This is a genomic window from Paenarthrobacter sp. NyZ202 (genome assembly GCF_049860755.1).
GTDB lineage: Bacteria > Actinomycetota > Actinomycetes > Actinomycetales > Micrococcaceae > Arthrobacter.
Map to the genome: position 1 here is coordinate 2,052,439 of NZ_CP187556.1, position 19,214 is coordinate 2,071,652.

Consider the following 19,214-nt stretch of genomic DNA (forward strand, 5'->3'; position numbering starts at 1 on the left):
CCCCATCTCCCATCGCATCACGAAAAGAAAAGGACCCTCCATGAAGACGTGGAACACAGCCCGAGGCACCGCAGCCGCCGCAGCAATCCTCAGCATCGCCCTTCTTGCCACCGGTTGTTCTTCGGGAAGTTCAGCCAGTTCGGAACCAACAGCCACTATTGACCCGGCCTCCATTGAACCAAAGGGATTGATCGGTCTGGGACCGAACGGAGAGAAGCCGGCCTTGCCCAGCGACGTCACCCTGACGCCCGAACAGGCGGCCAAGGTCAAGGCAGGCAACTTCAGGGTCGGCATCTCCATGCAGACCATGGACATCGACTTCGCCAAAGTCCAGACCACTGTTTTGAAGAAGACGTTTGAAGAGCACGGCGTCCAGGTCATCGGCATCACCGATGCTCAGTGGAAGGCCGAAAAGCAGATCGGCGACCTCGAAAACCTCATCCAGCAGAAACCCAACGGCATTCTCGGTGTCCCCGTGGACGACGTTGCCACTGCGGCCGCTTTTTCCAAGGTTGGGCAGTCCGGAATGAAGCTCGTCATGATCGACCAGGTCCCCAAGGGTCTGAAATACCCGACCGACTACCAGTCCTCGGTTCAGGCTGATGGAAAGGGCAACGGCCAGGTCGCAGCCCAGATGCTCGCCTCCCGGATCCCGGACGGCGGAACTATGGGCTTGGTCAACTTTGGCAATGACATCTTCGCAACCAACGAACGCACCAAGGGCGCCAAGGAATGGCTCGCCAAGAACCGGCCCGATATAAAGATCAAGGAAACTGCCTTCAGCGACCCCGCCAAGGCCGGCCAGGTCGGTGGCGACTTCGTCACGGCAAACCCCGACATCAAGGGACTCTGGGTGGTCTGGGACGCCCCCGCGCTGGAAGTCATCAGCGCACTGCGCGGCCAGGGAGCGAACATCCCCGTGGCCACCATCGATCTCGGCCAGCAACTGACCGCTGAAATCGCCCAGGGAGCCGACATTGTCGGCGTTGGAGCCCAGCGTCTGACTGACCAGGCCAGGGCCGAAGCCAACGCCATGATGCTCGCACTCATCGGCGAAAGCGCACCGTCCTACATTGCCGCCCCCGCACTTGCCGTCACGAAGTCCAACCTCACCGATTCGTTCAAGATCGTCTTCGATGCCCCGGCCCCTGCGGAGATTGTCGACGCCTGCAAGAAGAACACGGGCTGCAAGTAACCCATAGCGGGTACCGGCACGGCAAAGCCGGTACCCGCTCACGCAATTTTCAACGAAAGGACCCACCTCATGGCACGAGTGATCGTCACCGGTGGCAGCGGCAAATTGGGAACTGCCGTGGTCAACGAACTGACAGCAAACAACTGGGAAGTCATCAACCTAGACCATGCACCACCCCGGGGAGAATCCCCGGCACCCTACATCCAGGTCGACTTCACCGACTTCGGACAGACACTCGAATCGATGCTGGCCATCGATGAGCAGTACACCGGAGTCGACGCCGTGGTCCACCTCGCTGCGCTCCCACGCCCGGGACTGCGTCCCAACGCAGCCACCTTCGGCAACAACTTCATGTCCACCTATAACGTCTTCGCCGCAGCCCGCCACGCAGGTATCAACAACATCGTCTGGGCCTCCAGCGAATCAGTCCTGGGCCTCCCCTTTGACAGAGTCCCACCCTACATTCCCCTGGATGAGAACGTGGCCCGCCCCGAAACCACTTACTCCCTGGGCAAATTCCTCGAAGAGCAAATGGCCAGCGTCCTGACCGGTCGCGATCCCCAGCTTAAGATGATCGCGCTACGGCTCTCCCACGTCATGGACGTTGCCGACTACGCCCCGTTCCCGGGATTCGATGACACCCCGGCACTTCGGAAGTTCAACCTCTGGAGCTACGTCGACGCCCGCGATGCTGCCCAGGCCGTCAGGAAATCCCTGGAGTACACCGGCACTGGCTTTGAAGCCTTCATCATCGCCAACGCCGACACCGTCATGTCCAAACCCAACGACCAACTGGTCGCCGAGTTTTACCCGGGCGTCCCCTACGCCCCACCCGAAGGAGCCAACGACACCCTCCTGTCCATCGAGAAGGCCCGCCGACTGCTCGGATACGAACCCAAACACAGCTGGCGCAACGAAGTGTGACCACTCACACCCGCGCATCCACACAGAACCAGAAAGAGATCATGAATACCCCCTCATCTTCATCCAGGCCCTTGGCAATCATTACCGGTGCCTCCAACGGCATCGGCTACCAGCTCGCCCTCCAACTGGTGCAGAACGGCTATGACATCGTTGCGACAGGCCGCAGCGAGAAGATCTTCTCGGCCGCCGACGACTTCCGCCGCTACGGAGTCGAAGTCACCCCCATCCAAGCCGACCTCAGCAGCTACGAAGAAGTCGAGCGCTTCTGGAAAGAAGCGACCGCGCTGGACCGCCCCGTCGCGGTGGCCATTATTAACGCCGGCATCGGGGTCGGGGGAGCAGCGTTCTGGAACACCGACCTGGAAGAAGAACTCAAGCTCATAGACGTCAATGTCACCTCCGTGGTGCACCTCGCTAAACGTGTGGTCAAGCACATGCAGGCAAACCAATCCGGGCGCATCCTGTTCACCGCGTCCATCTCCGCGACCCAGCCCACGCCTTACGAAACCGTCTATGGGCCTAGTAGGGCCTTTGTGTACTCCTTCGCCGAATCCCTCCGTGAGGAACTCAAAGCCGAGGGCGTCAGCGTCACTGCGCTCCTTCCTGGCGCAACTGACAGCGACTTCCACGCCCGCGCAGGAATGGGCAACACCGACATCGGACGCATGAAAAAGAACGACCGCGTCCTCGTTGCCAAGCAAGGATTTGACGCAATGATGAAGGGCAAGGACCACGTCGTCGGCGGGGACTGGGCCACCAAGAGGGCCGGCTTCTTCAATCGCTTCCTCACAGAAACCTACAAGGCGGGACGCCAGGGCAAGGCTGCGAAACCCTAGGCGGTATTACGACCGGTCGGTTTGAGACTATGCTGATTTTTGTTGACATTTATTTGTAGTGAGGTGAATCTCGCATGGCCCCTGCTTTCGATAAAAGAAGCCTTAGGCAGCGCTGCACTCAATACGTGCGGGAGCGCATCATCACGGGGGCAATTGCACCGGGTGAACACCTTAAAGAGATGAACCTAAGTGAGGAACTTGGCGTCAGTCGGGGCACCTTGCGTGAAGCCTTGCGCTCCCTTGAAATCGAGGGCCTAATTGTCGACGACGGCAAGCGGCACATGCGAGTCAGGGAGGTGACTTCGCAGGACATCCTTGACTGCTTCGAAGTGAGGACGGTTCTGGAAGCCACCGCTGCCCGCAGGATCGTCCACAGCAATCACCGACGTCACATGGTTCAGGATCTTCGCCGAACACTGGAGCCCTTGAAGGACCCGTCTCTGGAATTCGCGATGCAGTTACAGGTGGATCTGAGGTTCCACGAACTGCTTTGTGAGCACGCAGGAAATCCAACACTCTTGGCTGCCTGGCGAAACTTGATCGGTCAGATCGAAATGATGATCATCGCTGCCGGTCCCGATAAGGCCAGTGGGCGTATGAGGTTTGCCGAGCACGTGGAAATCGTCGAGGCAATCGAGTCCGGCGACGACAGAAAAGCAGCACAAGCCCTCGAGGATCATATGAACGACTTCTGCGGCCGGTACTTAAGTGACTTTGCAACTACATCCGCCGAGCACGTTGCGAGTTGAGCGCAGCATCTTTGATTCCCATCCTCCAGCAAGCGACCAACCACATAGTCCGAATGAACCAGGAGCCCCATTGCATCGCAACCCTGCAGCGAACCTCGTAGAACACCACAAGGCATGGATCAGCCAGGACGATAACGTCCGCATCCACTTCACAACGGCTGGCGCCGGGGACAAAAACCTGCTGCTTATCCATGGTGCTCCCCAAACCGGCTATGCCTGGCGCCGGATGATTGAGCCTCTGGTCGCGGCGGGCTACCGGCTCATCATTCCGGACTACAGAGGAGCCGGAGGATCCTCAAAACCGGCCTCCGGATACGATAAGTGGACCATGGCCGAAGACCTTCACTCCCTGGTCCGGGACCACTTGAAGATCACGGAGCCTATCGCGGTAGCGGGTCATGATCTGGGGTCGATGGTCGCTTCAGCCTATGCGCTCCGGTTCAGGGCTGACGTTCGAACGCTGACGACGATGGAGGCTCCTCTGCCCGGAACCACCTACTTCGATGAACGCAAGAACGCAAAAAGTGCCTGGCATTTTGATTTCCATGCTGCGACAGACATAGCTGTGCATCTCACAAATGGACGTGAAAGGTGGTACATCAATCGCTTCTTTGAAGATCTCTCCTACAACCCTGAAGCTATAACCGGTACTGACCTCGACTACTACGCGCGTGCTTTCGAAGCACCGGGGGCTATGCGCGCGATGTTTGAGGTTTACGCAGCGTTCGAGCACGATGCCGCACTGATACGTGAAAACCTCGCCAAGAACGGCCGGATAGATGTTCCGGTTCTTGCAACCGGCGGAGGCGAGCAAACGCTGGCGCGTAACTATGCGCCCATGATGGAGGAAGTGGCCTCCAATGTGGTTGGTCACCTGGTTCCTCAGTCGGGTCACTGGGTGCCAGAGGAAAACCCCGAATATCTTGCACAGCTCATGACGGACTTTGACGCCCCCTACTGCTAAGGGCGTCGGCTCTGCCTTGAACTTAGGACATCCCAAAGAATGTCTTGGGTTGTCGACAGTCACGTCAGCTAAGATAACTGTCAACACTTAACCAGAGATGAAGGTGTGACATGGCTACGGTTTCGGCTTTCGACAAGCGGACCCTCAGGGAACGTTGTACCCAGCACGTAAGGGACCAGATAATCTCCGGCGCCATCAAGCCAGGCGAGCATCTTAAGGAGATGCAGCTCAGTGATGAGATGGGCGTCAGTAGGGGCACCTTACGTGAAGCTCTGCGTCCGCTGGAGCTTGAGGGTCTTATTGTCGATGACGGTAAGCGCCACATGCTGGTTCGGCAACTGAGCTCTCAGGAAATTCTGGATGTGTTTGAGGTTCGTTCTGCACTTGAGTCCGTGGCGGCCCGGAAAATCGTGGCCAACCCTAACCGGGAAAAAATGACTGCGGAACTGAGAGAACGACTTGAGCCGCTTCGCGATTCAGGCATGGATTTTGGCAAGCAGCTTGAAGTTGACCTGGGTTTCCACGAACGTCTCTGCGAGCTGGCGGGTAACCCAACATTGCTTTCGTCGTGGCGGAACCTTATCGGTCAGATCGAAATGATGATCATCGCTGCAGGGCCGGAGAAAGCAAGCAACCGCATGCGCTACCAGGAGCATATCCTTCTAGTTGAGGCAATCGAGTCAGGTGACCCTGAGAAGGCAGCAAGTGCCTTGCAAAACCACATGTCAGACTTCAGCGTCCTCTATGTCCGCGATGTAGCTGGCGCCGACTTGAGCCAAGCTGGATGACGGCCTAATCAGGTCGCACGATGCAAGGAACCTGTCGTTGTGGTCCGCATTCCTCAAAATGCGGCCCACACGGCTGTCCGCTTTAGGCGTTCACTACCAGGCAGCCGTTGGAACGGCTGCGTCGGCCGGGTATTTGAGTCCGATCTGTCTGCGGATTTCGTCCATGGCGGCCATGATGGCGACGCTTTCGGAGGGCGGCAGGATGATCCCTGCTTTTTGGCCCGCAGCGACCAAACGCTCGATTTCCGCCGCCTGATACTGCATCCCGCGACTGTTCACGGGTTCATCAAAACGCTCTATCACCGAGCCGTCAACGGCATGGACGGTGAACGGGACCGGGTTGTACCAGGTGTGCTCGATGTCGATCCAGCCTTTGGTTCCGATCACCATGGCCCGGTTGGCACTGGCAGCGTCCAGTTCGCAGTCCACCAAAGCCTGCGCGCCGCCGTCGTAATCAAAAATCGCGGCCGTCTGCCGGTCGACGCCAGTGGGCGTCATCGATGCGCTGGCGTGGATCTTCGACGGAGCGCCCAGGATATCGAACGCAAAGGAAATAGGATAGATGCCCAGGTCCAGGAGCGCTCCGCCGCCAAGGGCGCGGTCGTTGAGCCGATGCGCGGGGTCCTTGGGCAGGCTTTGGTTGTGGCTCGCCACGACTTTGCGGACTTCACCGATGGTTCCGGCGGCGATGATGTCGCGTATGCGAATCATGTGCGGCAGAAACCTCGTCCACATGGCTTCCAACGCTACGAGTCCCTTGGATGCAGCGAACTCGGTCACCTCCAGGGCCTCGCGTGCGTTTATGGTGAACGCCTTTTCGACGAGCACGTGTTTGCCGGCGTTCAAGGCCAGAAGCGCGTTGGAATGGTGCATGGGATGCGGGGTGGCGATGTATATCACGTCCACGTTCGGGTCCGCCGCGAGGTCTTCGTAACTTCCGTGCGCCGTGGGGATGCCGTGCCGCTCGGCGAAGGCCTTGGAGGAGTCCATTGACCGGGACCCAACGGCCTGCACCGTAAAGCCGTTCTCCTTGAGGTCCTTGGTCTGCAGTCCGGCGATGAAGCCGGTGCCCAAGATTCCCCAGCGGATTGTTCCATCAGACATTGACACGTTCTAGTCCTCTGTTTGGGTTGCGAGGGGGTATGCCACAAACGCGAAGCGTTCCGAGTCCGGCGCCCAGCTGTTGACGTTGAGCGAACCCTGACCGCCGAACAGAGGCCAGGTGTGCAGCGGAGTGGCCCAGTCACCTGTTGAGACGAGTACGACGTCGACTGGCAAGTCAGCTGGGTGGCCTTGCGTTCCGCTTGGGAACCGGATGTACGTTGCGTGTTGGCCGTCCGGAGAAAGGTGAGGGAACCAGTCCACGGTGCTGCTCGTGAGGAGTTGTTCGAGGCTGGTTCCGTCCACCCGGACTCGGGCCAGCTGGGCGTGACCGGAGTCCGCGCTAAAGGACTCAGTGTTCAGGTACAACCATGTGCCGTCGGGTGAGTATTCGGGCCCGTCGCAGTGGCCTGCGCCAACATCAAGCTGTCTTGCCCCCGCTCGGGCGGCAGCACCGCCGTCGGACCGTATAGTCATGAGGCGGCCGGGCTGGCTGAAGTCTCCGTTCGCGATCCCCACAAAAGCGAGCTCTGAGCCGTCCGGGCTGACACCGTGGAGGAAATGGAAGAAGCCGTCATCGGGGGTGACACGCTCGGCCTGACCCCCGACCAAGGGCGCCCGGTATATATGTCCGTCGTAGGCGGACAGGAAAATCGACTCGCCGTCAGGCGCCAAGACATGATCGTTGTTTAGGTCCGGGACTCCCGCGAGGGGGATTTGGACCAGCTCCGCAGTGGAAACGTCCAGTCGCCACAGCTTTCCGTCTCCGTTCAGGATCAAGGACCGGCCATCCATGGTCCAGTTCGGGGCCTCAAGCAAGACTTCGTCTGTCTCGAAGAGCAATCCAGTGGTTCCGCTAACTCCAGCGATATTGACCTGGCAGGTCTGGTGCGGCTTCAGTCCGCGGGGCATGAGCTATCTCCTCGGGATGTGAGTTCCTTGATGCGGATGTTTCGCCAACGGCATTGCGCGCCTTTGCCCCATCGAGCTTCGCCGAAACGTTCATCGTTGTCATGGACTTCCAACGCGATGTGCCCGCGGTGTCCGAGGGTTTCGAGGACGTCCGCCGGGTTGTAGTTCGGCGAATCGAGCGTGGCGGTGTCCAGTTCGGCGATCTTGACTCCGTTAATCCACGTGGTGATGACAGGGAGGGCGCCCACGCAACGGATGCGCAGTTCGTTCCAGTCGTCCCAGCGCCACACCTTGAGGAAATCCTCGACGTCGGCGGCGTACGCCAGGCGGGCACGCTTCTCGTCCGTCACTGGCTCAACAGAGGTGGCCGGGTCATCTGCTACCAAACCAACCGGACAGCCGTCAGCGTCCAGGGCGACGTCCACAGCAAACGGAACTGCGGAAAAGCTCGCCAGTCCATTACCGAAAAAGCCGCCGATCCCTCCCGAGGGGCGGTGATCCACCAGGACCTGGAAACCCTCCCAGGAATCTGGACGCCGACGAAGCATTACACCCGTGTCCGCCGGCCAGTCCGGACGCATTTCCAACACCAACTCAAAGTCCCCGAAAGCCTGCTCGGACACCAGATACCCGCCATAGCCGCTGCCTGGAGAATCCTGCTCACCGACCAGTACACCATTCTCCACGAACCAACGCGCAGGATGCTTCTCCGGAACCACCGGCCGGGATTGACCACGCCGGTCAAAAAGTTCCAAGATGCTTGGACCGCCCGGATATTCCGTGCCATAGATACGCGGAACGGAGTACCAACCGGCCAAGGATGTGCCATCGAACAGCGGGACGAAACCGTTGCCATCGTGGTGCATTGCTTTCTCTGTCACGCCTTAGTCCTGGCTGAAGGCGGCGTCGAAGCTGGTTTGCGAGGCGGGGAAGTCGAACTTCTTGAGGGCGGCAAGGGCTTCGGGGGCGCCGTGGAGGCGGTCCATGCCGGCGTCTTCCCATTCGACGGAAATGGGTCCGTCGTAGCCGATGGCGGTCAGGGCGCGGAAGGAGGCTTCCCAGGGCACGTCGCCGCGTCCTGCGGAGACGAAGTCCCAGCCGCGGCGGGGGTCGCCCCAGGCAAGGTGTGAGCCGAGGACGGTGTTGCGTCCGGTCTGGCGGACCTTGGTGTCCTTGCAGTCCACGTGGTAGATCCGGTCCTTGAAGTCCCAGATGAAGGAGACGGGATCGATGCCCTGCCACATCATGTGGGATGGGTCCCAGTTGAGGCCGAACGCCTCACGGTGGCCGATCGCTTCAAGGGTGCGGACGGTGGTCCAGTAGTCGTAGGCGATCTCGGACGGGTGGACTTCGTGGGCGAAGCGGACCCCTTGTTCGTCGAAGACGTCCAGGATGGGGTTCCAGCGGTCGGCGAAGTCCTGGTAGCCGGCGTCGATGACCTTCTCGGGGACGGGCGGGAACATGGCGACGTACTGCCAGATCGAGGAACCGGTGAATCCGACAACGGTGTCCACGCCGAGCGCCTTGGCAAGGCGGGCAGTGTGCTTCATTTCCTCGGCGGCACGCTGGCGGACGCCTTCGGGGTCGCCGTCGCCCCAGACTTTGGAGCCGACGATGGCTTCGTGGCGGAAGTCGATGGGGTCATCGCAGACGGCTTGGCCCTTGAGGTGGTTGGAGATCGCCCAGACTTTGAGGTTGTACTTGTCCAGGAGTTCGAGTTTGGATTCGACGTAGCCGGGTTCGTCCCAGCGCCAGGCGTCGAGGTGGTCTCCGGATACGGCGATTTCCAGGCCGTCATAGCCCCAGCCCGAGGCGAGCTTGGCGACTTCCTCGAGGGGGAGGTCGGCCCACTGGCCGGTGAACAGGGTGTACGGGCGGGGCATGATCAGACTCCTATGGTGATGTATGAGACAAATTGTTGTGAGCGTCAGAGCGGGTCCTTCGCGGTGGGGTTAGTGATCCACTACCGTCCGTGTGCTCTTATTGTTCGCTGATTCTTCGATGGCACTCAGTACACGTTGAATTTGAAGGCCATCCGCGAAAGACGGAACCGGCGGCACCTGGTCACGAATTGCGGCGAGGAAGTCCCTGATCTGATGGGTGAAGGTGTGTTCCCATCCGATGATGTGGCCCTGCGGCCACCATGCTTCAAGGTACGGGTGTTCCGGCTCGTTGACCAGGATCCGGCGGAAACCCTGCTCTCGGACCGGTGAGGTTGCGTCCAAGAAGCCGAGTTCATTGAGATTCTCAAGGTCGAAGGTGAGGGAACCAGCCGAACCGTATATCTCAATGCGCAGGCTGTTCTTCTGACCCGTGGCTACACGCGAGGCCTCGACTGACGCGGTAATTGATCCAGCCAATCCGAGGATTGCCCAGGCGGCATCGTCTACTGTCACCTCCTCCAGCCCTTGTGGGCCGGGGCGGTTCGCGACGAATGTGCGGAGAGTCCCAGAGGCTTCGGTAACTCGTTCACCTGTGAGGTATTGGATTTGGTCGATGGCGTGTGAGGCGATGTCGCCCAAGGCGCCGGAGCCGGCGGTTTCCTTGCGGAGGCGCCAGGTCATGGCGGTGTCGGCGTCGGAGAGCCAGTCCTGAAGGTAGGCAGCCCGGATGTGGCGGATGGTGCCGAGACGTCCCTCCGCAATCAATTCCTTGGCGAGGGCGAGGGCGGGGACGCGGCGGTAGTTGAATCCGATCATGGACTGCACGCCGCGGGCACGGGCTTTCGCGGCGGCGGCGGTCATGAGTTCGGCCTCGGCCAGGGTGTTCGCGAGCGGCTTTTCGACGAGCACGTGCTTCCCGGCTTCCAGGGCTGCAATGGCGATTTCTGCGTGCATCCAGCCGGGGGCGCAGATGTCGATGATGTCGATGTCGTCCCGGTCAATGACATCACGCCAGTCCGTGGCTGACTCGGCCCAACCGTACTTGGCGGCGGCCTCGGCCACTCCGGTGGCGTCCCGGCCCACGAGCACTTTCTGCTCGAAGGCCGGGACGTCGAAGAAACTGGCCACGTTCCGCCACGCATTCGAGTGGGCCTTCCCCATGAAGGCGTAACCGATGGCGGCCACACCCAGGGGGCGAGGGCCATCGGAGTCGTTGGGGAAGGGGCGCGCCGTTGTGGTCATTTGCTGTTCCTCTGTGGTTGTAACTGGGCGGGCTACAGAGTAGCGGCCGTAGGATTCCAGTCCGCCGGGACGGACTCGGGTTTCGGTGCGTTGCTGGTGACGTCCACGAAGGAGCCTGATTCGACTGACTCGGCGATCGAGACCATGGTGTCCAGCACGTGGTAAGCCAGATCACCGGTGGCCCGGTGCGGGGTGCCTGCCCGCAGTGAACGTGCCATGTCCAGAACACCCATGCCGCGTCCCTGGGCCGGGCCGACAGCGGGAATGATCTCGGGTTCTTCCACGCCGGGTCGCCAGAGCTTGAGCTCGCCGTCGAAGTGGTTCGGATCGGGGAGGGAGAGGGTCGCCTCGGTGCCCGTGATTTCCACGAAGCCCATCCGCTTTCGGGGGGACTCGAAGGAGAATACGCTGTGGCTGGATTGGCCGCCTTCGAACTGCGCAATCGCGGAGACGTGCGTAGGAACTTCGACTGCGAACTCCTCACCGGCCTTGGGACCGGAACCGATCACGCGGGTTTTCTTGGCGGCGGAACCTGCGGCGGCCACTTTGCGGACCGAGCCGAAGGTTTGGACCAAGGCGGTGAGGTAATACGGCCCAATATCGAACAGCGGGCCTGCACCGTGGGCGAAAAGGAACGCCGGGTTCGGATGCCATGACTCGGGCCCAGGACTTTGGAACGTTGTGAGTCCAGTCAGCGGAGTCCCGATGTCACCGCTTTCAATGATCCGTTGGGCCGTCTGAAGGCCAGCACCCAGGAAGGTGTCCGGCGCGGTCCCGAGGCGGATACCGGCCGCGTCGGCGGCCTTGAGCAGGCCGATCCCGGATTCGCGGTCCAGGGAGAACGGCTTCTCGGTCCAGACGTGTTTGCCAGCGTTCACCGCGGCCGTGGCGACCTCGACGTGAGCGGCGGGAATGGTCAGGTTCACGATGATTTCGACATCGGGATGGTTCAGTGCAACTTCCGGCGTCCCGAACTCCGCGATCCCGTATTCCTTGGCCCGTGCCTCAGCAGCTTCAACGAAGAGGTCGGCAATGACATGGACTTTCAGGTCCGGGAACGTGGTGAGGTTGTCCAGGTACTGCTTGGAGATGTTGCCTGCGCCGATTACGGCGACGCCCACCGGACCCTTGCGGGCAGAGGGTATGAAGCTCATGCCTGTGCATCTTTCTTTGCGTTGTTGAGGTAGTTCAGGGACTCGGTGATGCCTTCGAAGATGTCGCCGGAGTAGTCATCGAACTCAACGACTCCGACTTCCAAGGACTTGGCCGCAGCAATGACGTCGAGCACCGGAACAATCCCCAGCCCCGCTGGCTGCTGGGCCTTGGTATCGCCTGTCACCGGACCGTCCTTGATATGGATGAACTTCACCCGGTCACCAAGGCGTGCCAGCAGTTCAACTGGATCTTGGCCGCCAACAGCGGCCCAGTAGGTGTCCACTTCCAGGACCAGTTCGGGATCGAGAAGCGATTCGAAATATTCCAGCGCAGTGGTGCCTTCGACGCTGGAGGAGAGCTCCCAGGCGTGGTTGTGGTAGCCGACGCGGATGCCGTATTCGGCACCCTTCTTTGCGGCGGCGTTGAGCCTGGCCGCGGTGGCCTGGATGGTCTCTGTGTCCTGCCAGTGCTCGGCCGGGAGGTACGGGTCGATCACCGTGGTGATGCCTAGTTCCTTGGCCGCGGCGAAGATCTCGTTCTGGTCCTGTGACAACAGGGGAGCGTGGCCGGAAGGAGCGGTGAGGCCGTTCTCCTTCAACGCGGCACCAAGCTCCGAAGCCAGGGCCACGAAGTTGTACGGCTCAACCTGGGTGTAGCCGATCTCCGCGACCCTCTTGATGGTTCCAGGCAGGTCCTCGGCGATCGCATTGCGGAGGGTATACAGCTGGAGAGAATAAGACATGGGATTCCTTTGTGGTTGTAACGGGTCAGCGTCCGGCGAGGGATCCGCCGATGCCGCCAACACTGAAGTACTTGTTTAGTGTGGCGAACACGATCACAGGTGGAAGCATCATCACCACGGCCAGGGCCATGACAGAGGTCCAGTCAACAGCGTTTTGCTGGAAGAAGGACTGGACGCCCATCGGGAGAGTGAAGACCTCGTTGGAACGCAGGAACACGATCGCTACGAGGTAGTCGTTCCAAGCGAGGAGGAAGGCGAAGATCGCAGTAGACAGCACGCCCGGGAGGGAGTTGCGCAGGACCACTTTGGTGAACGATCCGAAGACTGAGCAGCCATCAATCCACGAAGCTTCTTCCAAGCTGATGGGAATGGAGTCGAAGTAGGCGGCCATCATCCAGGTGGCCACCGTCATGGTGGAGCCCACATAGATGATGGTGATACCTACGAGGTTGTCCACCAGTCCCATGGCTGCGAACAGGATGAACAGGGGGACAACGGAGGTGATGATCGGTAGCGACTGCATAACGAAGAGCAACAGCGAATAGCCGGAGACTGCCTTTGAACGGCCCCGAGACAAAACGTAGCCCGCGGGTGCGGCTACGGCGACGGAGATGATCACCGTGGCGACAGTGGTCACCAGGCTGTTCTGCAACCATGTGCCGGCAAGTGTTTCCGAAAAGACGTAGCCGATATTTTCAAACGTGAGCCCGGTACTGGTGCTGTTCGGGCCCGGCGTAAGTGCAAGGACGATCGTAACCATGATGGGGACCAAGACGATTGCCGTGATGATCAGAACCGCGGCAAACCGCCACCAGCGACCGCGCATGCCAGCGTCTGACAAGACGCGTTTGGTATTGCGCGAGACGCCCAATGCGGGGCCGGACTCTGGATGGGCGTGGACGACTGCGCTCATTATTCGACGCTCGACTTTCGGATCTGGCGGTACAGGATGACCGATACGACAACCAATGTCAGGGTCATGAGGAAGGCGATGGCCACACCGGGACCGGTCGCGAAGTCCTGGAACACTGTGCGGTAGGCCAGGACCACCAGCGAAGTGGTGGCGTCAACGGGTCCACCGCCGGTGAGCAGGTAGATGGTGGGGAAGTCGTTGACGCAAAAGATCGTCATGAGGATCCAGCTGATGTAGGTGGAGCGGGCGATCAGCGGCAAGGTGATCTGGGTGAACTGCTGGAAGCGAGAGGCCCCGTCCATGCTGGCTGCCTCGTACACGGTGCCGTCAACCGAGGCCAGGGCTGCGGAGGTCATCATCATCATGAACGGGAAACTGCACCAGACCTTGAAGATCATGACGGTGAACCCCGCCAATGCAGGGTCAGCGAGGAACAGGGGTGTGCCCAAGCCGAGATTACGGAACATCGAGGGGACGAGGCTATCCGGTGTCGCCACCAGCCAGTTCCAGGCGGTGGAGGAAACAACGATCGGCACCACCCAGGGCAGGAGGAGAAGGACCTTGAATGCGCCGCCGGCGGGGATCTTGGTCCGGAGCAGGAGAGCCAGCCCCAGGCCCATTACCCAGGAGCCGAAGACGCCCACAATAGTGAACCAGAGAGTGAACTGCGCGGCCTTCCAGAACGCGGGAGACGAAAGCACAGACTGGAAGTTGTCTACACCGACGAAAGCCCCAGTTTCAATAAGGTTTCCGTTATGGGTAGCTTGTACGCCCGCTTGGAAGAGCGGATAACCGTGGATTAGAACGAGCAGCACGACTGAAGGCAGAAGCAGCCAGAAGAATGTTCGGGATGCTTGGGCGGAAAGTTTGCTCTTCCGGTTGAGGGACCCGTCCCCGGACCCTCCGGGGCCAAGCCCCTTCCGGGCCCGGGCCAGGCCGGACTGCGCTGTAGTGGAAGACATCAGATGGCGCCTACTTCTTCATAGCGGATTGCAAAGCGGTTTCCAGAGTCTTCAGTGCGGACTTGGCGTCCGTCTTGCCGGTGAACACCGTTTGCGTGAACTGGTCGAGCCCTTGACCGCCGTCAAGGATTGAGAGATTCGCGTTCAACGTGTTCCCCTGAGCAGCAAAGGATTTGGCGATCGGTACATATTCGTTAGTGATCTTGACGTTGTCGGCATCTTCTTTGAACTCAGCAAGCTCCGTAATGGACTTGAAGACCGGGAGGGCGTTCATCACCTTCTGGCGCCACAGTTCTTTGATCTGCCCGAGATAATAAACGAGGAAGTCCTCTGAAGTCTCCTGGGATGGGGTGTTCTTGTACATCATGATGTTGTTGGAGAACATGAGCGTTGCTTTGTCACCATGAGGTCCCGTTATTGGACTCGCCACAGCGATGTCTCCCGAAGTATCGCCGACGCGTACAGGCACTCCCGTGCTGTACATGCCGAAAGCGGCCTTCTTGTCTTTCCACATGGCGTTGATGTTGTCCAGGGTGTAACTGACCGATCCCGGGTCAATGATGCCGTTGGATACAAGCTCAAGCAGATACTCGGTAGCTTCGACATTCCGATCGTTCATGACGTCCAGCTGGCCGTCCTTGGTGAAGATGCCGCCGCCGTTGTTGATCATCATGGCCACGGTCAGATGCTTTCCGACGTTGTTACCGGCACCTGAACCGATAGCCATGCCAACGGCTCCGATGCTCTTGAGCTTCTTGCCGGCCTCAAGCAGGGAGGCCCAGTCGGTAGGAACGGCAACTCCGGCCTTCTCAAACAGTGATTTGCGGTGCCAGAACACACGCATGTCCAACTGCCACGGCACAGCAACGTAACCCTTATCCGATTTGAACGGGTCCAGAACACCGGGAAGGAAGTCATCGAACTGACCGTTCTTCTTCAGCTTCTCGATAGCGTTGTCGGCGTAGGCAATCTGGCCCTGCTGTTCGAACTGGAACGCTTGGAAGCCAGCCCCGGTGGAGACGGCTGGGCCTGTCTTGGAAGCAATCGCCGAGGAGAACGTCTGGTAGAAGTTGTTCCACTGGATGATCTGGTATGTGGCTTCGCCGTTGTTGGGGCCGGAGAAGCCCTCTGCAACCTTCTTCGCAGCCTCGTTGTATACCGGGTTGCCCCACGGCATGTCCCAAAACTTGATCGTGCCCCCGGCGCCCCCACCGCCTTGAGCAGCAGACCCACTGCCGCAAGCTGCAAGCAAGGGGATTGACGCAGCGGCTGCGGACAGTCCTAGGAAGCCGCGACGGTTAAAGGTGCGGTTTGGTACGGGCTGTGCATTCATGATTTTCCTTTCGGGACATCCCGCGTCTGTGCGCCTTTGAGATGTCCGACTCATCGTCGAGACAAGAGGTGGAACTTTGGAGGGTGTTTCGGTCCGCTCAGCAGCTACTCGGTTTAAGTCGATGAATACGTCTTCGTTCTGGCAGTTGGCCCAACGGTCGGTGCAGGCTGCCTTATCTGTGGTTCAGTCGTGACCCCTCTCACAACAACTTAGGTCGACTTTTGACAACTGTCAATCAAAAGATAAATGTCGACAAAAATAAGTCGACCGTGATAGGACTAAGGGCATGACGCAAGGTTCTGAAGGCAGTCCGGAGGCAGGAACGGCGGCTGCCAATATGGCGCGGGCCGGAGACCTCTTCCAGCTGCTCAGGGACGGTCAGGCGCACACTCGGGCCGAACTTGCCCTTGCTACGGGTCTGGCCAGATCCACAGTGGCGACTCGAATTGACGCTCTTATGCAGGCGGGACTGATTGGCGCAGCTGGTGAGGCCCGGTCGACGGGGGGCCGCCCGCCGTCGCGCTTTGCCTTCAACCCCGCCGCGCGGGTTGTTCTGGCCGCCGACGTGGGTGCAACCCATCTCAATATCGCAGTGACGGATCTGGCCGGAAATGTTTTGGTTCGTCAGAAGCTACAGCAACTTGTAGAAGATGGTCCACGCATCGTCCTAGGTCGCATCGTTTCAGTCGGACTCGAGCTCCTGGCTTCAGTAGGTCGTTGCGACGGCGCACTTGCTGGGATAGGGATCGGGTTGCCGGGGCCGGTCGAGCATCTCACTGGGAGGCCCGTTAAGCCACCCATCATGCCGGGGTGGGATCAGTTTGATGTGGTTGGTTTTATTCAGTCGATCCTCGACGTGCCCGTGCTGGTCGACAATGACGTCAATATCATGGCACTTGGCGAGCGGGCCTCGTATTGGTCTGATCACTCAAATTTCTTCTTTGTTAAAGTTGCCACTGGCATCGGCTCGGGAATCATCAGCAATGGCGAGCTTCAGCGTGGCGCGAACGGAACGGCCGGCGATCTCGGACACACAGCGACTCCCGGGGCGGAAGATGTTCAATGTGCCTGCGGCAACGTCGGATGCCTCGAGGCAGTCGCCTCGGGCCCAGCAATCAGCCGAGAGCTAAAGAGGCTGGGAGTTGAAGCAGGGAACGGTTCGGATGTCCTCAGGCTGGTTTCCGAGGGGAATCTGCTGGCGATCCAGGCCCTACGCGACGCCGGGCGGGCCATTGGCGGGGTTCTTGCGACTGTCGTTAACCTGCTGAACCCCTCGGTCATCGTCGTCGGCGGCAGCATGGGGGATGCCGGAGAACAGCTGGTGGCGGGAATCCGCGAAGTCGTATATAGGAGATCGCTACCCCTGGCTACCGCCCATCTCCGTATCAGCCACTCCCTGGCCGGCGAAGAATCGGCGATCCTCGGTGCCAGCCAGATGGTTACCCAGCACGTGCTCTCGCCAGAAGCAATTGAGGCGACGCTGGCCGCCCTCACCAAGGCAAGCTGAGCAGTAACCTGCTAAACACTCAAGGAGAATAGCAATGAACGACGTACAGTCGGCACCCGGACTTATCCGTTTCAGTTTCGACGAAGCGTGGCGTGCGGGGAGCAAGCTCGTTTCCCGCTGCCGTGAAGAGGGAGCCCCGGTCACAATCGGCATCTGGCTTGGATCGCAGAGGGTGTTCCACTGTGCTCTTAATGGAACAAGCGCGGACAACGACGCATGGTTGGAACGCAAGGCAAACACGGTTCGACATTTCGGGTGCTCATCCCTGGAGGCCCAGGAGCGCTTCGGTCACCTGGGCAACGACTTTTTTTCAATATTCGCGCTGTCTCGAACCAATTACGCCATAGCCGGTGGCGCAGTTCCTATCATGGTGCAGGGATCCATGGTGGGAGTTATTGGTGTCTCGGGTCTCGAGTCATCGGAAGATCACGCTCTGGCCGTGTGGGCACTGACGGAAGAGCTTCTGGAAGCTCTATCGTAAGCGGTTGCGCGGCTTCGGCTTCCTTACTGCAGGTAGCGAAATGCGGTCCAGCCCGGGCTTACCAATTTGCATCCAGGAATATGCCGGGCTCCGAAACTGGGTCGGCCGGTGCGTCCCGTCATTCGGTAGTATGCCTTGCCTCCGCAAGCGATGCATGCCAGGTCATGTCGAAGACGGTCTGACTCTTGCTGATCCAGCGAGCTGAAGTCCTGGATCGACCATTCTTTGTTGTCCTGCAGGCAAAGAACAAGATTCATGAGGTGACTCCACGTGTGTTGTTTGCAGCCGACTATTTAGAAAGCTAGCCAGTAATCCAGGCTTCGATACCTGGTTCCTTCACGTACATACGCCGGCTCAGGGCGCCCTCAAGTGCCAGCCAAAGTATTTGACCATCCTTTGTGGTGGCTTCGACAACGCCGCGGTCCAGCATCCCGCTAGGGCTTTGACGGATCTCGACACGCTGTCCTACAAGAAGATGCCACTCGTGTGCTTTGGTGGCACACGGTTGGTTACCCAAGGCGCTTGCCTGTCCGTGATCGAGGATTGCAGGGGTTGGTGGATTAGTCATTTTTATGTGTCCTTTGAGAACAAGAGCGGCGGCAATGTCGTTGACCTCCGTGGTCGACATGCCGCCGCTCATGCTCGTTACGAGCTGCCTATTCGCGTTTAGCGTTTGACGGCGTCGAGCTTGAGCATCTTGGCGATGACGTTGTCGAGTTCGGAGTCGTCGAAGATCTTCTTCCAGTCGTCCTTGATGATGGTGTCTTTGCCGTACTGGATGGCGATTTCGCAGGCCTCCGAGAACGGGTTGGAACCGCGCAGGGCGTTGGTGAGAGCGATCTGGACGTGGCCGAACAGCATGGCCTTGGCAGCTTCCTCGGGAACGCCGACGGTGTGCACGGTCTCGTGGAGTGCTTCGTTGAGCAGGGTGCCGATCATGCAGGCCACGGTTTCCACGAGGGTGGGTTCGAGGACGGCGAGCTGGTAGACGGTGACCCAGTGGACGTCGATCACGGGTGCGTAGATGGTCCGGATGACAGCTTCGGCTGCTTCGCGGGTAGCGGTGAGGGCGTCGTCGTCGATGGCTGCCACCACGTTCTGGGGTGCGCCTTCGCCGCCGAAGGTGTCGGCCCATTCTTCCTTGGTGGTGCGCTCCAGGAACACGGAGGGGTGGCACGGGTGGGCGACGGCCTGGACTACGTCCTCGCGCTTGGCCAGCAGTCCGGCGTAGGCGGCGGCCGGGTCAAGGGTGAGGAGGATGGCGCCTGCCTTCATCTGCGGGACCACGCCTTCGGAGACGATGCCCAGGACGGTGTCCGGCACGGCGAGGATCACGACGTCGGCGCCTTTGACGGCGTCGTCGGTGCCGGTGATTTCGCGGCCTTCGGCCTGGACGCGTTCCTGGCCGGCGGGGGAGTTCTCGCTGTAGAAGACCGTGTGGTTGGACTTTTGGAGGTTCCGGGAAACGCGCATCCCCATCTTGCCTCCGGCTCCGATGACGGCGATGGTCAAGGTTTTTGTTGTCAT

20 protein-coding genes are annotated in these 19,214 nt (G+C 59.9%); 8 read left to right on the plus strand and 12 right to left on the minus strand.

Annotated elements, in window-relative coordinates; all coding sequences use genetic code 11:
* Window positions 1–40: 40 nt before the first annotated feature.
* The 6 genes from ACPFL9_RS09470 (at window position 41) to ACPFL9_RS09495 (ending at window position 5,456) form a co-directional block, all read left to right on the plus strand.
* Window positions 41–1,195, plus strand: a complete 1,155-nt coding sequence (locus ACPFL9_RS09470) for a substrate-binding domain-containing protein (protein ID WP_426007268.1) — start codon at window positions 41–43, stop codon at window positions 1,193–1,195.
* Window positions 1,196–1,264: 69 nt separating this feature from the next.
* A complete protein-coding gene (locus ACPFL9_RS09475) occupies window positions 1,265–2,119 on the plus strand; it encodes an NAD-dependent epimerase/dehydratase family protein (protein WP_426007270.1) in 855 nt (284 codons plus the stop codon).
* A 41-nt stretch (window positions 2,120–2,160) separates the two neighbouring features.
* On the plus strand, window positions 2,161–2,955 hold the full coding sequence (locus ACPFL9_RS09480; protein ID WP_426007271.1) for an SDR family NAD(P)-dependent oxidoreductase: 795 nt from the start codon (window positions 2,161–2,163) through the stop codon (window positions 2,953–2,955).
* A 74-nt stretch (window positions 2,956–3,029) separates the two neighbouring features.
* Window positions 3,030–3,704, plus strand: a complete 675-nt coding sequence (locus tag ACPFL9_RS09485) for a GntR family transcriptional regulator (RefSeq protein WP_426007272.1) — start codon at window positions 3,030–3,032, stop codon at window positions 3,702–3,704.
* 70 nt (window positions 3,705–3,774) lie between these two features.
* Window positions 3,775–4,668, plus strand: a complete 894-nt coding sequence (locus ACPFL9_RS09490; RefSeq protein ID WP_426007274.1) for an alpha/beta fold hydrolase — start codon at window positions 3,775–3,777, stop codon at window positions 4,666–4,668.
* A gap of 110 nt (window positions 4,669–4,778) precedes the next feature.
* Window positions 4,779–5,456, plus strand: a complete 678-nt coding sequence (locus tag ACPFL9_RS09495; protein ID WP_426007275.1) for a GntR family transcriptional regulator — start codon at window positions 4,779–4,781, stop codon at window positions 5,454–5,456.
* 93 nt (window positions 5,457–5,549) lie between these two features.
* On the opposite strand, the gene ACPFL9_RS09500 is transcribed toward ACPFL9_RS09495, so the two are convergent.
* From ACPFL9_RS09500 to ACPFL9_RS09545, 10 genes are all read right to left on the minus strand, one after another.
* Entirely contained in the window at window positions 5,550–6,560 is a 1,011-nt protein-coding gene (locus ACPFL9_RS09500) for a Gfo/Idh/MocA family protein (protein ID WP_426007277.1), read from the minus strand.
* 9 nt (window positions 6,561–6,569) lie between these two features.
* Window positions 6,570–7,469 (minus strand): TolB family protein, encoded by a 900-nt coding sequence (locus tag ACPFL9_RS09505; RefSeq protein ID WP_426007279.1) that lies wholly within the window; start codon window positions 7,467–7,469, stop codon window positions 6,570–6,572.
* The gene (locus ACPFL9_RS09510) at window positions 7,454–8,350 is read right to left on the minus strand and encodes a 3-keto-disaccharide hydrolase (protein ID WP_426007280.1); all 897 of its coding nucleotides are present in this window, start codon (window positions 8,348–8,350) and stop codon (window positions 7,454–7,456) included. The genes ACPFL9_RS09505 and ACPFL9_RS09510 overlap by 16 nt, the downstream gene beginning before the upstream one ends.
* A 3-nt stretch (window positions 8,351–8,353) precedes the next feature.
* Window positions 8,354–9,352, minus strand: coding sequence for a sugar phosphate isomerase/epimerase family protein (locus tag ACPFL9_RS09515; protein WP_426007281.1), 999 nt, complete (start codon window positions 9,350–9,352; stop codon window positions 8,354–8,356).
* 69 nt (window positions 9,353–9,421) lie between these two features.
* Window positions 9,422–10,594, minus strand: coding sequence for a Gfo/Idh/MocA family protein (locus ACPFL9_RS09520; protein WP_426007283.1), 1,173 nt, complete (start codon window positions 10,592–10,594; stop codon window positions 9,422–9,424).
* A 32-nt stretch (window positions 10,595–10,626) separates the two neighbouring features.
* The gene (locus ACPFL9_RS09525) at window positions 10,627–11,748 is read right to left on the minus strand and encodes a Gfo/Idh/MocA family protein (RefSeq protein WP_426007285.1); all 1,122 of its coding nucleotides are present in this window, start codon (window positions 11,746–11,748) and stop codon (window positions 10,627–10,629) included.
* Window positions 11,745–12,491, minus strand: coding sequence for a sugar phosphate isomerase/epimerase family protein (locus tag ACPFL9_RS09530; RefSeq protein ID WP_426007286.1), 747 nt, complete (start codon window positions 12,489–12,491; stop codon window positions 11,745–11,747). The genes ACPFL9_RS09525 and ACPFL9_RS09530 overlap by 4 nt, the downstream gene beginning before the upstream one ends.
* 25 nt (window positions 12,492–12,516) lie before the next feature.
* Complete coding sequence (locus ACPFL9_RS09535; RefSeq protein WP_426007288.1) at window positions 12,517–13,404, minus strand: carbohydrate ABC transporter permease; 888 nt, start codon at window positions 13,402–13,404, stop codon at window positions 12,517–12,519.
* On the minus strand, window positions 13,404–14,366 hold the full coding sequence (locus ACPFL9_RS09540) for a carbohydrate ABC transporter permease (RefSeq protein WP_426007290.1): 963 nt from the start codon (window positions 14,364–14,366) through the stop codon (window positions 13,404–13,406). The genes ACPFL9_RS09535 and ACPFL9_RS09540 overlap by 1 nt, the downstream gene beginning before the upstream one ends.
* Before the next feature lie 10 nt (window positions 14,367–14,376).
* The gene (locus ACPFL9_RS09545) at window positions 14,377–15,543 is read right to left on the minus strand and encodes an ABC transporter substrate-binding protein (protein ID WP_426007291.1); all 1,167 of its coding nucleotides are present in this window, start codon (window positions 15,541–15,543) and stop codon (window positions 14,377–14,379) included.
* Window positions 15,544–15,985: 442 nt separating this feature from the next.
* On the opposite strand from ACPFL9_RS09545, the gene ACPFL9_RS09550 reads away from it, so the two are divergent.
* Window positions 15,986–17,206 (plus strand): ROK family transcriptional regulator, encoded by a 1,221-nt coding sequence (locus tag ACPFL9_RS09550; protein WP_426007292.1) that lies wholly within the window; start codon window positions 15,986–15,988, stop codon window positions 17,204–17,206.
* A 34-nt stretch (window positions 17,207–17,240) separates the two neighbouring features.
* The gene (locus ACPFL9_RS09555) at window positions 17,241–17,687 is read left to right on the plus strand and encodes a heme-degrading domain-containing protein (protein ID WP_426007294.1); all 447 of its coding nucleotides are present in this window, start codon (window positions 17,241–17,243) and stop codon (window positions 17,685–17,687) included.
* Between the two features lie 301 nt (window positions 17,688–17,988).
* On the opposite strand, the gene ACPFL9_RS09560 is transcribed toward ACPFL9_RS09555, so the two are convergent.
* Together ACPFL9_RS09560 and ACPFL9_RS09565 are read right to left on the minus strand one after the other, a co-directional pair.
* The gene (locus ACPFL9_RS09560; protein WP_426007295.1) at window positions 17,989–18,315 is read right to left on the minus strand and encodes a hypothetical protein; all 327 of its coding nucleotides are present in this window, start codon (window positions 18,313–18,315) and stop codon (window positions 17,989–17,991) included.
* Window positions 18,316–18,353: 38 nt separating this feature from the next.
* On the minus strand, window positions 18,354–19,214 hold the full coding sequence (locus ACPFL9_RS09565) for a phosphogluconate dehydrogenase C-terminal domain-containing protein (protein WP_426007296.1): 861 nt from the start codon (window positions 19,212–19,214) through the stop codon (window positions 18,354–18,356).